The sequence below is a fragment of the Bacteroides xylanisolvens XB1A genome, from assembly GCF_000210075.1.
Lineage (GTDB): Bacteria > Bacteroidota > Bacteroidia > Bacteroidales > Bacteroidaceae > Bacteroides > Bacteroides xylanisolvens.
In genome coordinates this window covers 5,785,122-5,799,487 of sequence record NC_021017.1, presented here as the reverse complement: position 1 = coordinate 5,799,487, position 14,366 = coordinate 5,785,122, and the positions used below count along the sequence as shown (strand labels likewise).

Sequence of the window (14,366 nt, the reverse complement as noted above, 5' to 3'; positions counted from 1 at the left end):
AAATCGCGGGCGATACGGACGATCCCCGCCTTCACGGTTGTAAGAAGGGCGATACGGACGTTCTCCACCTTCTCTGTTGTAAGACCTGTTACCATCACGGCCGGCACCTGTATTCTCTTCATTGAAAGAATTTTCGCGCCATTCTTCGTTTTCTGTGCTCATTTTTTTATTCGAATAAAATTAGACTTTGGCCTCACGGCCTATTTAAAAAACACGTTTATTATATAAGTAAACAATTAAAGCCCCGTATATGTATGGGGAGTGATTGCTCTTAACTCTTTTTTAATATCTTCGCTTACATTCAATTCTTCGATAAACTCTTTAATAGAACTTTCTGTAATAGCTTGGTTGGTGCGGGTTAACGCTTTCAAAGCTTCATACGGATGCGGATAAGCCTCACGGCGCAGGATGGTCTGAATAGCTTCTGCCACTACACTCCAACAATTATCCAAATCACGATAAATAGCCGGTTCGTTCAATAACAGTTTGCGCAATCCCTTCAAAGAGCTCTGGATGGCAATCACGATATGACCGAAAGGTACACCGACATTACGCAACACTGTTGAGTCTGTCAAGTCACGCTGCAAACGGGAAACAGGAAGCTTCACAGCCAAATGTTCCAGAATAGACGTTGCTATGCCCAGGTTACCTTCTGCATTTTCAAAGTCAATCGGATTCACTTTATGCGGCATAGCGCTCGAGCCTACTTCTCCAGCTTTGATCTTCTGCTTGAAGTACTCCATAGAGATGTACTGCCAGAAGTCACGATTCATATCCACCATGATGGTATTGATACGCTTCATAGCATCAAAAACAGCAGAGAGGTTATCATAGTTCGAAATCTGCGTTGTATATTCTTCGCGTTCCAGTCCCAGTTTTTCTGCAACAAACCGATTGCCGAATTGTTTCCAGTCATATTGAGGATAAGCCACGTGATGCGCATTGTAGTTTCCGGTAGCACCGCCAAACTTAGCGGTAAGCGGACATGCTTTCAACATAGCCAACTGACGTTCGAGACGGTAAACAAATACCATCACTTCTTTACCCAGACGGGTAGGAGAAGCCGGCTGACCGTGAGTTTTGGCAAGCATCGGAATGTTAGCCCATTCTGTCGCATAGGTTTTCAACTGTGCAATCAGCTCTTCAATCAACGGGTAATAAACCTGATCCAATGCCTCTTTGATAGAAAGAGGAACAGACGTATTGTTAATATCCTGAGAAGTCAGTCCGAAGTGGATAAACTCTTTATAATCATCCATTCCACCCATCTTGTCAAATTCTTCTTTCAGGAAGTATTCTACGGCTTTCACATCGTGGTTAGTTACACTTTCGATATCTTTAATGCGTTGTGCGTCTGCTTCGGAGAAGTTACGGTAGATATTCCGTAAAGTTTCAAACACACTACTATCGATTCCTTTCAATTGCGGCAAAGGAAGTTCGCACAAGGTGATAAAATACTCCACCTCTACCTGTACACGGTATTTAATCAGTGCAAATTCAGAGAAATAAGCTGCCAAAGCTTTAGTTTTGCCTCTATATCGACCATCAATCGGAGATATGGCCGTTAATACATCAAGTTCCATACGTTTTCTTAGATAATTATCAGACTGCAAAATTAACTCTTTTTCCTGAGTTATAAGATAAAAGGAGAAAGAAAGTTTGTATAAAAGAGGTAAGAAATAAAAAAAGTCTCACGAATTTCTTCGTAAGACTTCCTTTTTGGCGTGGGCGTTGACGGATTCGAACCGCCGACCCTCTGCTTGTAAGGCAGATGCTCTGAACCAGCTGAGCTAAACGCCCTTGTTAATGAGCCGGAAGTGTTTCGTTTTTAGTGTGGGCGTTGACGGATTCGAACCGCCGACCCTCTGCTTGTAAGGCAGATGCTCTGAACCAGCTGAGCTAAACGCCCGTACACTTCCGTTTCAAAAGCGATGCAAAGGTACGGCATTTTTTGAATTCTGCAAACATTTCATGTATTATTTTTCAAGAAAGTTTTCATCAAATAAAGAAACACTCTGATTATCAGCAAATAATAATAAAAACTTTTTTCTTGCCACTTTCACTTCTTCCGGTTCATCTAATAAACAGAACAAAATAAAGATAGTCGCGCCTCTTTTTCTATCATTAATAATTAAAATAGAATCTGCAGGAAAACGAATTCCCAATAAAGATAGTAACGCAGGAACGCTTAAATCCGGGAAATAACTTTCCCAGTCAAACGTTAAACAACCTGTTTGCGAACAACACGTGCCGGATTCCCGACTGCCACACTGTCGTCGGGAATATCTTTCGTCACAACGCTCCCCGCCCCTATCACACAGCGATTGCCAATCGTCACGCCGGGACAGATAATAGCACCGCCACCAATCCAGCAGTCTTCGCCAATCGTCACCGGATAAGCATATTCCTTAGAGCCTCTTCTTTCCAGATAATCCATCGGATGATGCGGCGTATAAATCTGCACACAAGGTCCAACCAGCGTATGGGCGCCTATCGTAATATATCCTCCATCCAAGAAAGTGCAATTGGCATTCACAAATACATGTTCACCCAATTTGATTCCGTCTCCATGATCGCAATGGAAAGGCGGGCAGATTATTGAAGTTTCAGGAATCTCCGGTACCAGTTCTTCCAATAATTCCCGATACCCCGCATCATAAGTGCTCATTCCCCGCATACGCGCCAGCAGCTTCTTGGCATGTTCAAAACGCACCTGCAATTCCGGCGCAGCCATATCAGCCAACTGGCTACTACGCATCTTTTCTACTTCCGTCATACTTTATATTTCTTTACCGTTAGTAAATACAAACTTCTTTTCATCCGAAAGAGATTCGTTAAATTCGAATCCTTCCCAGGAGAAGCTTTTCAAACCCTCCGGATTTTCGATTCTGTTCTTCAGAATGAACCGCGTCATTTCACCACGGGACATCTTGATATAGATCACTATCGAAGCTAATTTCCCGTTCTTCCACACCTGAAATTCGGGAGTAACGACACGCACTTCTCTCTCCACACGTTTCCAATCGAACAAACTTTTCATCTCGTCGCTGGCCAGATTGCAGAGTATGCCTCCCGCTTTCTTTATATCTTCGATGAAGACATCCGTCAGACGGGATTTCCAATAAGAGAACATGGTCTGATTACCCGGTTCCGGCAACACTACATCTCCTTCCAAGCGGTAGGAACGAATGACATCTAAAGGCCTTAACAACCCATAACAAAAAGAAGTCAACCGCAGATGTTCCTGCGCATATTCAAATTCTTCTTTCGAGAAATCTTTTGCATTCAGTCGCTTGAATACAATTCCGGTATAAGCCAGCAAAGCGGGCAGTTCCGATGTGTCTTCTGCATGAAAAGCCTGATAACGCTTATAATTCTCCACCGCCATCCTAGCATTTATACGCAACAGGCGTTCCAGTTCATCCACCGAAAACTGTGACATCTGCAAAGCAATCCCGGAAGCTTCTTTTTGAAATCGTGGAACTGTCTTCAAAGGTACTTTCACCTTTGAAGTCTCACTCATAGTCTTGGCACAAGATAGAAGTACTAACATTGTTTTATCTGATTTTATCTTTTCAAGAAACAAAAATAAAAAATAAATCGCTTCTCTTGCTGATGGATAGACAGATTCTACTTAGTTTCAACCAATAATTAACTTTAATCATTTATTAATAACAAAAACACTCCCTATATAGAACACACTCTGATGTGCTATATTTACTAATAAAAAGAAACTCCCTCTTTGGACAAGCCAAAGAGAGAGTTCTCCTTATCTAATAGACAGCTAAAGCTGTTTTTATTTATATTCCTGCCAGCTCTTAATCTGAATATCATTCAGTTTCAATTCGCAGAATGCTTCAATAAAGGCGCTTGCCAAACGAGCATTGGTAATCAACGGAATGTTATGATCGATTGCACCGCGACGGATACGATAACCGTTCGTCAACTCACGCTTGCTGTGATTCTTCGGAATATTAACGATCAAATCAAACTTATGGTCAGCAATCATCTTCATGACGTTGTTCTCTGCACCCGGCTTTTCATCCGGCCAGTAAACCGGAGTAGTTTCTACACCGTGAGCGTTCAAGAAAGCTGCTGTTCCGGCAGTTGCGTAAATCTGATAGCCCTTAGCGAACAGCATACGGCTGGCATCCAGCAAATCTACTTTCGACTTCATTGCACCGGAAGAGAACATCACTGCTTTTTCAGGAATTTTGAATCCGGTAGCAATCATTGAATTCAGCAATGCTTCAGAGAAATCGTCACCGATACATCCCACTTCACCTGTAGAAGACATGTCTACGCCCAATACCGGGTCAGCCTTGTGCAGACGAGAGAAAGAGAATTGAGAAGCTTTTACACCAATCCAGTCGATATCGAATGCCGACTTATCCGGGCGTGAGTATGGAGCATCCAGCATGATGCGGGTAGCAGTTTCGATAAAGTTACGTTTCAGAACTTTAGAAACAAACGGGAAGCTACGAGAAGCACGCAAGTTACATTCGATTACTTTCACTTCGTTGTTACGAGCCAGGAACTGGATATTGAACGGACCGGAGATATTGAGTTCTTTAGCAATCTGACGGCTGATCTTCTTGATGCGACGAGCTGTTGCAAAGTAAATCTTCTGTGCCGGGAATACCAACGTAGCATCACCGGAGTGAACGCCCGCAAACTCTACGTGTTCGGAGATTGCGTATTCTACCACTTCACCATTCTGTGCAACGGCATCAAATTCAATCTCTTTCGTATTTTCAAGGAACTGGGAAACAACAACCGGATATTCTTTAGAAACTTCGGCAGCCATCTTCAGGAAGTTCTCCAATTCTTCATCGTCATAGCAAACATTCATTGCTGCTCCTGAAAGGACGTAAGAAGGACGAACCAATACCGGGTAGCCTACTTTTTCTACAAATCCCTTCACTTCTTCAAGACTGGTCAGTTCCATCCAAGCCGGTTGGTCGATACCCAGTTGGTCGAGCATAGCAGAGAACTTGTTACGGTTTTCAGCACGGTCGATAGAAATCGGAGAAGTACCCAATACAGGAACCGACTGACGGTAAAGTTTCATAGCCAGGTTGTTCGGGATTTGTCCGCCTACCGAGACGATCACACCACGAGGTTGTTCGAGGTCGATTACATCAAGTACACGTTCGAACGAAAGTTCGTCGAAGTAGAGACGGTCGCACATATCATAGTCAGTAGAAACCGTTTCAGGGTTGTAGTTAATCATGATAGACTTGTAACCCAGTTTGCGGGCAGTCTGAACTGCATTCACCGAGCACCAGTCAAATTCTACAGAGCTACCGATACGGTAAGCACCCGACCCCAGTACAACTACTGATTTTTCATTCTTATAATAGTTTACATCGTAGCCTTCCACTGCATAAGTCATATACAGATAGTTAGTCAGTTCCGGATGTTCGGAAGCAACTGTATTAATACGTTTTACAGCCGGGAGGATACCCATAGATTTACGATGAGCACGCACTGCCAGATTTTCTTTCTCCATGTTTCCGGTTGGATTCAGTACGAAACGGGCAATCTGGAAGTCAGAGAAACCTAACACTTTAGCTTCACGCATTACATCGGCAGGTATATCTTCCACCTTATTATAGGTAGACAGTTTCGCTTTGTAGTCTACGATATTTTTCAGTTTGCCAAGGAACCATGGGTCGATCTTTGTCAGGTCGTGGATACGTTCGATGGTATACCCTTCTTCCATTGCTTGCGCGATAGCGAAAACACGCAAGTCAGTCGGGCGAGAAAGTTCTTTATCAAGATCATCAAAGTGCAGTTCGTCATTACCTACGAAACCGTGCATTCCCTGACCGATCATACGAAGGCCTTTCTGGATGATTTCTTCGAAAGAGCGACCGATAGACATGATTTCACCTACTGATTTCATGCTTGAACCGATTTCACGGGATACACCGGCAAACTTCGTCAAGTCCCAACGAGGGATTTTACAGATATAGTAGTCAAGTTGCGGAGCTACGTATGCAGAGTTCGGAGTTCCCATCTCACCAATCTGGTCAAGTGTGTAACCAAGTGCCACTTTAGCAGCTACGAATGCCAACGGATAACCGGTAGCCTTAGAAGCCAATGCAGAAGAACGGCTCAAACGGGCATTTACTTCAATCACACGGTAGTCATCCGTTTCAGAGTTGAAAGCATACTGAATGTTACATTCACCCACAATACCGAGGTGACGGATACATTTGGTAGAAAGTTCTTTCAACAAAGCCAGTTCTTTATCATCCAGCGAGCAGGTCGGAGCTACTACAATTGATTCGCCGGTATGAATACCCAGCGGATCGAAGTTTTCCATGCTGGCTACTGTGAAGCAATGGTCGTTAGCGTCACGGATCACTTCAAATTCGATTTCTTTCCAGCCTTTCAAAGACTCTTCTACCAGAATTTGTTTGGAGAAAGCAAATGAGCTCTCTGCCAATTTCAGGAATTCTTCTTCATTGGCACAGATACCGCTACCAAGACCACCCAGTGCATAAGCAGAACGCACCATGACAGGATAACCAATTCTGCGTGCAGCAGCAATGGCATCTTCCATGTTTTCTACTGCCTGGCTGACCGGAGTTTTCATTTCTATCTCGTCCAGCTTCTTCACAAACAGGTCACGGTCTTCTGTATACATGATAGCTTCTACCGAAGTTCCAAGTACCTTTACTCCATACTTATCAAGAACACCTTGTGTGTAAAGTTCAGCACCACAGTTCAATGCAGTCTGTCCGCCGAATGCCAAAAGGATACCATCGGGACGTTCTTTTTTGATAATTTCTTCTACGAAATAAGTATTCACGGGAAGGAAATACACTTTATCGGCAATACCTTCAGAAGTCTGAATGGTTGCGATGTTCGGGTTTACCAATACTGAGCTGATACCTTCTTCTTTCAAAGCTTTCAGTGCTTGTGAGCCTGAGTAGTCGAACTCTCCGGCTTGTCCGATTTTGAGTGCTCCAGAACCCAAAACGAGAACTTTCTTGATTTCCTTTTCCATTTCTTTTGTTGTTATAATAAGTTGTTATTTCTAAGTTCGTTCATAAAAAAAATGCGTTACCCTCAAAAAAGGATTAACGCATTACCAAAGAACTAAAATATCGTTTTTGGAAATAAAAGAAGAAGCCTGCCGTTTCCGGGTGCAAAACATCCGAATGTAAATAATACTTGCTTCTAATTTCCTGTTGATTCATTGTTGACTTCAAAATTTGTGCAAAGTAACGACATATTTTGCACATGACAAAAAGATATGTTCACTTTTTTACTGAAATAATTTACCGCGTTAATGAAACAGTCGTTTTTCCATTGGCTTTTAATGATTACATTCTTATCTTAAGCAGGCACAAATCATGAAGTAACTGCATTTTGATGTTTCTTTCAGTTTTTATCCTTATCTTTGTCGCCATTATATAATAAGGTAATAAATATGGGAAAAGAAAAAATCATATTGACGGGCGACCGTCCTACCGGAAGACTTCATATCGGTCACTATGTAGGTTCGTTGAAACGCAGAGTTGACCTGCAAAACGCAGGTGATTATAGTAAGATGTTTATCTTCATTGCCGATTCACAGGCATTGACAGACAATATAGACAATCCGGAAAAGGTGCGTCAGAATGTAATCGAAGTTGCTCTTGATTATCTGGCTTGTGGTATTGATCCGACTAAAGCTACGATTTTCATCCAGTCGCAAATACCGGAACTATGCGAACTTAGTTTCTATTATATGGATCTTGTCAGCGTATCCCGCCTGCAACGTAACCCGACCGTGAAATCGGAAATCCAGATGCGTAACTTTGAAGCAAGTATTCCCGTAGGTTTCTTCACTTATCCCATCAGCCAGGCAGCAGACATTACAGCATTCCGCGCAACGACTGTCCCTGTGGGTGAAGACCAGGAACCGATGCTCGAACAGGCTCGCGAAATCGTTCGCCGTTTCAACTATATATATGGTGAGACATTGGTAGAACCGGAAATCCTGTTGCCGGACAATGCAGCTTGTCTGCGTCTTCCGGGAACTGACGGTAAAGCTAAAATGAGTAAATCGCTCGGAAACTGCATCTACCTTTCGGAAGAACCGGAAGAAATCCAAAAGAAAATCATGAGTATGTATACCGACCCGGGGCATCTCCGCGTACAAGATCCGGGAAAAATTGAAGGTAATACGGTATTTACTTACCTAGATGCTTTCTGCCTCCCCGAACATTTCGAACGTTATTTACCGGATTATCCGAATCTGGCAGAACTGAAAGCGCATTATCAACGCGGCGGATTGGGTGACGTAAAAGTGAAACGCTTCCTGAATTCCATCATGCAGGAGACTTTGGAACCGATTCGCAATCGTCGCAAGGAGTTCAGCAAGGATATCCCTGCTATCTACGAGATGCTTCAGCAAGGCTGCGAAGTGGCAAGGGCTGCGGCTGCCGAGACTTTGGCTGACGTGAAGAAGGCGATGAAGATTAATTATTTTGATGATAAGGAATTAATCGAAGAGCAGGTGAAACGTTTCTCGCAAGAGTAAAAGATTTCGTCTGGGAATAAACATAATTATAAGGTAAAGGCTGCCCTTCTTTTGTAGAACAGGCAGCCTTTCTTATCGGATATTTTTCAAAGATTCAGTTTGTTTCTTCCTCGTCATTCTTGAACAACACATCCTTTAGTTTCTGATAAAGGAATGAAAGTATCAGCAATATCAATCCCAGAATGATAAATACAATAATCTTGCCAATGGTCGGCATAGCCCATAAATCATCAAAGACGAGTTTGAGCAGGACTAATCCGAAAGTCGCAAGGCTCACCATGCGGAGTAGTTTCTGATGCAGGCGCATGCCCAACCCCATTTGGACGAACCCGGCAATGCTTAATGAGAGTGACAGCCCGGCACTGAAATCGTCCACTCCTACTTGCCAAAGGAAAGAGCGTACCATTGTCAGCCAAAGGAGCGTGGCAAGAATATTCAGATATACGGTGAAACGGGATTTTATGCCGATTGATATATAGTACATACGTGCTACATAATACAAATTCGCTATTACGAACACAGCTGTCAGCCATGGTAGTACAACAGGAGGGGAAGTCCATATTCTCTGGTCGCCCCATATATTTATAATATATACAAGTACGTTTGCCCCAATAGTCAAGATATAAGAAGTGAGATGTTTCGTTATCGGGAATCGTTTTCTGAAAGCATAGCAAACACTCGAAATGGATATGGCTGTAAACAAGAACATAGCTCCGCTTCTCGTCTCCCCTTCAAAATACAAATTGAATTCCATCATAAATGTATAATAAAGTATGATTACGGAGACGATAAGCATAAAAGGATTCCAAAAGCTGTATTTCAACCGGCGTGCCGTAGAGAAGAAGGAATGATAATATTCCATTAATAAAGCAAATGCTCCTGTCGCTAATCCCACAAACAAAGAGGTGGCAAATGAACTATTCAGAAAAATTGTATCCAAGGAATGATGTTCAAACATCACACCATACACATCCATCAAGTAAGAAACGAAAGTGAGTCCTACCAGGACTTTAGCCGCATACTCATATACTCTAATTTTCGACTTAACATAGAGCCACAACAGCAATACCATTTCCGATGCCCAAAGCAAGGTTATATAGTTTCCGTCCAGTTGAATCGGAACTGTAATGGAGACAAATGTCAGCACAAGCCCCAACGTGGTATGCACGAGGAATTTATATTCCTTCCTATTCTTCCACAACCAAAGAACCAGTCCTAAATTAACAAGAGCGATAAACAGGCTCAACAAGCCGCTTGCTTTGAAAGACAATCCCATATTCTGCAAGAATAAGGCTCCTGAAAGCAAATAGATAAAATTATTCGTTATAATGACGAATACTAATCCCCGGCTCATCGTCCGCATATTCTCTCCACGAAGGATAGAGAACACCGGAAGTAGAAAGATAAAATAGAACAGAGTAGCAAACCAAAACAGATGGTTCGAAATAACCATAGAACTAGAGGTATAGTTAAACAAAAGAAAGATTCCCATTATCAGGCAAGTAAAGACAAATGAAATCATTGGAAGTTCACTCCACTTTTTATAAATGGAAAGTCCGAACATACCCAGGTTTAATATGCTCACGTAAGTGAACAGTACCAAATAACTTCCTTCCCCGCTACTCACTATGAATGGCGCAAGGAATCCTCCTACAAGAGAAATGATAGCCAACTCACGCCGATTATATACCACAGACAGAATAGACATAAACACTGTGACACCAATCAGAATGATAAAGGCCATAGTCTGCGAGAAAATATGATAATAATGGAAAGCAATGGCAACTGTAAGATAGAACACAGCGAAAGCACCACCCGCAAGCAGCGAACTGAAGGTTCGGTATTTCTTTTGCAACCGTTCGGCAACAGCCAGCAATACAGTTCCCGTCAAGAAACCAAGCACGGTACGGAAGGTTTCATTAATCCAGTTTTTATCAATGGCATACTTTACAAAGAAGCCTACACCGATTACAAATATAAGGATACCAATCTTCCCGAAAAGGTTCTCACCGATGAATTTTTCATAGTTCACCTGCTTCTTTTGTTTCGGAACAGTCGGGGCAACCGGAACAACCGGAGTAACCGGTACAACTGGCACAGTCGAAGATTCAGCGGATTCCTTCCGAACAGCCTCTACGCAAACTTCCTCCATTCTTGTTTCAAGCGTCTTTTCAGGCGTCTTTTCCAATGTCTCACGGACAACTGCTTCAACAACCGGTTCGTGTTTTTCCTGAACAGCCTCTTCTCGTTGTCCGGTCTTTACTACCGTAACATGCTCTGCCGCTTGAGGCATCACAGGAATATCTTTTGTTTCTTTTTCTGATATTTCCTCTTTCGGCTTGGAGGCTTCAGCAACAGAATTTTGCTGAACCTTGAGATAATCTTCCATCCGTTTCTTGATCTCATTCAACTCTTTCTCTATCTTTCCGAAGCGATTGTCCAACCTACTCAATAAAATAAATAACATAACCAAAACGAGTAGTGCATATACAGTATTAAAGTCGTCCATAATATTCCAGATTTGAGTTCTATATCACAAATATAGATAATTATTAATAGCTCCAATCAATTGTTATTAAATTATTTGGATTATCCCAATAATGCAATTTTACATCAATTGCATAAATCAGGATACAAATCCTCTAAATCAGGAAAAAAATCTCCTCATTTTATAAAAAAGAATAGAGCTTACAAATTCCAAACAATTATACGGCTTTTATTCTTCTTTTTCCTATCTTTGCCACAATATCAATAAAAATCACACAAATTATTCACTTAAACACAAGAAGCATGAAGCACCTTAAATTTCTATTTGCACTTGGCGGCATTCTTTTCTTATCTTGCCAAACAGTATCCGCACGTGGTTTAAAAATCCCTTTCGGCGACCGCGAAGTATTAACCAAAGTAGCAGATTTGCCTGATACCGAAGAGTACCAAACAGACGATGGAAACTACATTGATCTGGCAACTTTCCATCAGGAGTTCAACATCGCTTACCTTCTCCCTCTATACATAGAGAAAGAGCCTCGCCTGGTCGGCTATTGCGAAAAGGAAGACACTTACTATGAACTGACGGAAGAACAACTGGCTACCATCCTAAAAGAAAATAATTTGGATGGAGAGAAGTTGAACAAGATCGGTTTCTATTCCCGTTATGGCGGTAAAGCTGTCGGACTTCTTATAATTGCCCTTATCATTTGGGGATGTATTCCTGGAAAAAAAAAAGAAGTGAAACCCGTGGAAGTATAAAACAAACCATTATTAATAACATTAAAAAGTACAAACTATGTCTATTTACACCTTTATTCCGGTCATTTTCATTGTTCTATATCTAGGATACTGGTTTTACATGAAAAACAAAAACTCGAAACAGGCACAAGTAGTGAACAACACCGATTTCAAAGCTGAATTTGCAAATGCAGAACAGTATAAAAAACTCTGCTTAAACTCTGATTTATCTTTCCTGAAAGAAGCTATGGGAGAAGAAAAAATTGACGCTTTCAACTATGCCAGCAATGAGTATGGTGTAGCATCCGCACTCAAAGACGGAATGAAAGATAAGCTGAAAGGAATGGCCACCTTAGGAACTGTACGTTTCAATACCGTACAAACTCCCAAATATCTGGTATTGAGCGGAGACAATCTGCACCTATTCGATACAGACACAGATGGAGAAATCGACAATCATTTTGTATTCAATCAGGCGCGTCTTGAAAATTCCCGTCTCATCGCAATTCCTATGGAGGGACAAGTACAAGCACAGGCACAAGCCAGAGGAAACAACGTGAAAGCATACAAACTTTCATTGCAAACCGACGAGAAACCTGTTGAACTCATTATCTACTCCTGTCTGATATTTACAAATATCCCGGAGATTCCGACAGATCTACAAGAAACAATACAGGATATTATCATTGGCAATGACTTCTTGAAACAATTGGGTGACAAATATCCTAATTTGAAAGTCTCATTGCCGATATTTAGCTAAAGAAGGACATATACTTAGAAAAAATAACAGCGGAAGGTTAGCTAGTTACCAAACATTATGCGTCCCGGCGGATTTGCAATCCGCCGTTCTCCGAGTATCAGGATTTATAATCCGCAATACACCTATACTTTAATATATAGTTCGGATTAAAAATCCTGATGCTCAAAGCAATCGGATTACAAATCCGATTGAGACATGCGGCTAAAAGAGTATTTCAGCGATCATCAGATTATGCAACGTTCCGACTTTCAAGGCATCACGGGGATGGTACGTTCCACAGCCATGATTCATATTCGCCGACTCCGTCAGGAAGGCAAGCTGCAGAATATCGGCATTCCCAGTCAACCTATTTATGTGCCGGCCCCAGGATTTTATGGAAAGTCCAGAGATTATCAGCCTGTCAAATAAACTAAAACAAAATAAAATACCAGAGGAGATACCCCAAAATAACAGATATAAAAAAGGCGGCTGAAAGCATGAACCTCTCTTTTCAAGGTTCGCTTTCAGCCGCTATCTCTTTCCAGCAAGCGATTACAGAGAATCGCTGAATGCTGAAATCGCTTTTTTACTTTTTATTACTGTGCAGATTCTACCAATACTACACGGTTCAGAATCGGTTGACCGAATTTGTCAACACCACCACCGGCTGCAACTTTCAGTCTATCGGCAGAGATGCCATACTTCTTAACCAACAAGTCTTTAACAACCTGTGCACGTTCCAAACTTAACTTCTGATTGAAAGCAGGAGTACCGGTTGCAGAGTCAGCATATCCGTTGATTGTGTATGTAGCATTCGGAGATTCTTTTATCTTGCTGGCAAGATATGACAAGTTCATTTCTTCTTGCGGAGATAATTTATCAGAACCGATCTTGAAGAATACGGTACGCGGAGCAATGTTAGTATCTGTGATAACAACTTCTTCAGTATCTTCTACTTCTACTGGTTGTTGTGCATTTGCCAACTGTTGTTGCAATTGCATATTAGCTGCTGCCATTGCATTCATCTGATTACGCATCTGATTCAATTCGAGTTCAGAGATAATCTGTGGAGTAGGACGTTGGAATCCGCGGGTAGGGAAGTAATAAGTCACACCGAGGGTAGCACCTAAGATACCGTCATAATCGGGTTTACCTCCATGTTCTCCGTCAAACTTGCCTTCCAGCCCTGTTGCGCTCAACTCCAGATTCAAGTCAACAGCATTCGACAAACGGAAGCGGTTGATAATACCTGCATTGAAAGTAGCGGAGTTAGTGTGAGGACGAGAATAAGCATGAGCCCAACCGGCACCTATATAAGGGATAATTTCATATACGCGGTTCGGATTGTATCCACCGAAAAGTGCGTTCAGGTTAATCATCAAATCACCGTGCAAGTTCATGTAGTCCCATCTTTGTTTGTAAGAACCGTCTTCTCTCGGGCCACCCACTACATAATTAGCAGTTTCGCTGGTAGTGAATCCTTTTGCCTGCAATCCGCTGTATTGCAAACGCAGCCCGAATCCCGGAGTTACCCATTTGCCGACAGACACGTTAAATGTAGGAGCAACACGGTCTCTGAATTTGCCGATATGGTCATTGTTTCCATATAGCACCTGGGCGCCGCCTCCTACAGAGAAGAACCAGTTACTCCAGAAAGGATTAGTTATTACTTGATATTTATCTTGTACCTGAATCACTTCGTATTCAGTTACAGTCATTGTCTGCTGCGCAGAAGCGACAGACGCAACGCCGGCAAATGCCAGCAACATCAGAATCTTTTTCATATACCTAATAGTTAAGTGGTTATTTAAATCTTTTTCTTTGTTGAACTATTTAAATAACACGAACTGAACTAAAAGG

General features: G+C 42.0%; 10 protein-coding genes, 2 tRNA genes and 1 pseudogene. 4 read left to right on the top strand and 9 right to left on the bottom strand.

Features of this window, described 5'->3' with window-relative positions; translation table 11 throughout:
• The 7 genes and pseudogenes from BXY_RS23715 to carB form a co-directional block, all read right to left on the bottom strand.
• Positions 1-162: pseudogene (locus tag BXY_RS23715) on the bottom strand (pseudouridine synthase); the annotation flags it as partial.
• Between the two features lie 74 nt (positions 163-236).
• A complete protein-coding gene (purB, locus tag BXY_RS22790; RefSeq protein WP_008020410.1) occupies positions 237-1,583 on the bottom strand; it encodes an adenylosuccinate lyase in 1,347 nt (448 codons plus the stop codon).
• A 142-nt stretch (positions 1,584-1,725) separates the two neighbouring features.
• A tRNA-Val gene (locus BXY_RS22785) sits at positions 1,726-1,800 on the bottom strand.
• Positions 1,801-1,834: 34 nt separating this feature from the next.
• Positions 1,835-1,909 (bottom strand) — tRNA-Val (locus BXY_RS22780).
• 312 nt (positions 1,910-2,221) lie between these two features.
• Complete coding sequence (locus tag BXY_RS22775; RefSeq protein WP_008641864.1) at positions 2,222-2,776, bottom strand: sugar O-acetyltransferase; 555 nt, start codon at positions 2,774-2,776, stop codon at positions 2,222-2,224.
• A gap of 3 nt (positions 2,777-2,779) precedes the next feature.
• Positions 2,780-3,553 carry a peroxide stress protein YaaA gene (gene yaaA / locus BXY_RS22770; RefSeq protein ID WP_008641863.1) on the bottom strand — a complete coding sequence of 258 codons (774 nt, stop codon included), beginning with the start codon at positions 3,551-3,553 and terminating at the stop codon, positions 2,780-2,782.
• Positions 3,554-3,796: 243 nt separating this feature from the next.
• Positions 3,797-7,018, bottom strand: a complete 3,222-nt coding sequence (gene carB, locus BXY_RS22765) for a carbamoyl-phosphate synthase (glutamine-hydrolyzing) large subunit (protein ID WP_004314378.1) — start codon at positions 7,016-7,018, stop codon at positions 3,797-3,799.
• A gap of 426 nt (positions 7,019-7,444) precedes the next feature.
• Here carB and trpS point away from each other — a divergent pair, with 426 nt between their 5' ends.
• The gene (trpS, locus tag BXY_RS22760; RefSeq protein WP_004314379.1) at positions 7,445-8,539 is read left to right on the top strand and encodes a tryptophan--tRNA ligase; all 1,095 of its coding nucleotides are present in this window, start codon (positions 7,445-7,447) and stop codon (positions 8,537-8,539) included.
• A gap of 94 nt (positions 8,540-8,633) precedes the next feature.
• On the opposite strand, the gene BXY_RS22755 is transcribed toward trpS, so the two are convergent.
• Positions 8,634-11,048 (bottom strand): DUF2339 domain-containing protein, encoded by a 2,415-nt coding sequence (locus BXY_RS22755; RefSeq protein WP_015533044.1) that lies wholly within the window; start codon positions 11,046-11,048, stop codon positions 8,634-8,636.
• Positions 11,049-11,329: 281 nt separating this feature from the next.
• Here BXY_RS22755 and BXY_RS22750 point away from each other — a divergent pair, with 281 nt between their 5' ends.
• The 3 genes from BXY_RS22750 to BXY_RS22740 all read left to right on the top strand — a co-directional run bounded on the left by BXY_RS22750 (position 11,330) and on the right by BXY_RS22740 (position 12,935).
• Positions 11,330-11,788 (top strand): hypothetical protein, encoded by a 459-nt coding sequence (locus BXY_RS22750; protein ID WP_015533043.1) that lies wholly within the window; start codon positions 11,330-11,332, stop codon positions 11,786-11,788.
• 37 nt (positions 11,789-11,825) lie between these two features.
• Positions 11,826-12,527, top strand: coding sequence for a hypothetical protein (locus BXY_RS22745; RefSeq protein WP_015533042.1), 702 nt, complete (start codon positions 11,826-11,828; stop codon positions 12,525-12,527).
• 195 nt (positions 12,528-12,722) lie between these two features.
• Positions 12,723-12,935, top strand: coding sequence for a hypothetical protein (locus BXY_RS22740; RefSeq protein WP_008641851.1), 213 nt, complete (start codon positions 12,723-12,725; stop codon positions 12,933-12,935).
• Between the two features lie 167 nt (positions 12,936-13,102).
• Here BXY_RS22740 and BXY_RS22735 read toward each other — a convergent pair whose 3' ends face one another.
• Entirely contained in the window at positions 13,103-14,290 is a 1,188-nt protein-coding gene (locus tag BXY_RS22735; RefSeq protein ID WP_015533041.1) for an OmpA family protein, read from the bottom strand.
• Positions 14,291-14,366: the final 76 nt, after the last annotated feature.

Bases quoted from the DNA above. Each gene is read 5' to 3' on its own strand.
- purB (WP_008020410.1), bottom strand. From the start codon at position 1,583: ATGGAACTTGATGTATTAACGGCCATATCTCCGATTGATGGTCGATAT.
- carB (WP_004314378.1), bottom strand. From the start codon at position 7,018: ATGGAAAAGGAAATCAAGAAAGTTCTCGTTTTGGGTTCTGGAGCACTC.
- BXY_RS22745 (WP_015533042.1), top strand. From the start codon at position 11,826: ATGTCTATTTACACCTTTATTCCGGTCATTTTCATTGTTCTATATCTA.
- yaaA (WP_008641863.1), bottom strand. From the start codon at position 3,553: ATGTTAGTACTTCTATCTTGTGCCAAGACTATGAGTGAGACTTCAAAG.
- BXY_RS22775 (WP_008641864.1), bottom strand. From the start codon at position 2,776: ATGACGGAAGTAGAAAAGATGCGTAGTAGCCAGTTGGCTGATATGGCT.
- trpS (WP_004314379.1), top strand. From the start codon at position 7,445: ATGGGAAAAGAAAAAATCATATTGACGGGCGACCGTCCTACCGGAAGA.
- BXY_RS22750 (WP_015533043.1), top strand. From the start codon at position 11,330: ATGAAGCACCTTAAATTTCTATTTGCACTTGGCGGCATTCTTTTCTTA.
- BXY_RS22755 (WP_015533044.1), bottom strand. From the start codon at position 11,048: ATGGACGACTTTAATACTGTATATGCACTACTCGTTTTGGTTATGTTA.
- BXY_RS22735 (WP_015533041.1), bottom strand. From the start codon at position 14,290: ATGAAAAAGATTCTGATGTTGCTGGCATTTGCCGGCGTTGCGTCTGTC.
- BXY_RS22740 (WP_008641851.1), top strand. From the start codon at position 12,723: ATGCGGCTAAAAGAGTATTTCAGCGATCATCAGATTATGCAACGTTCC.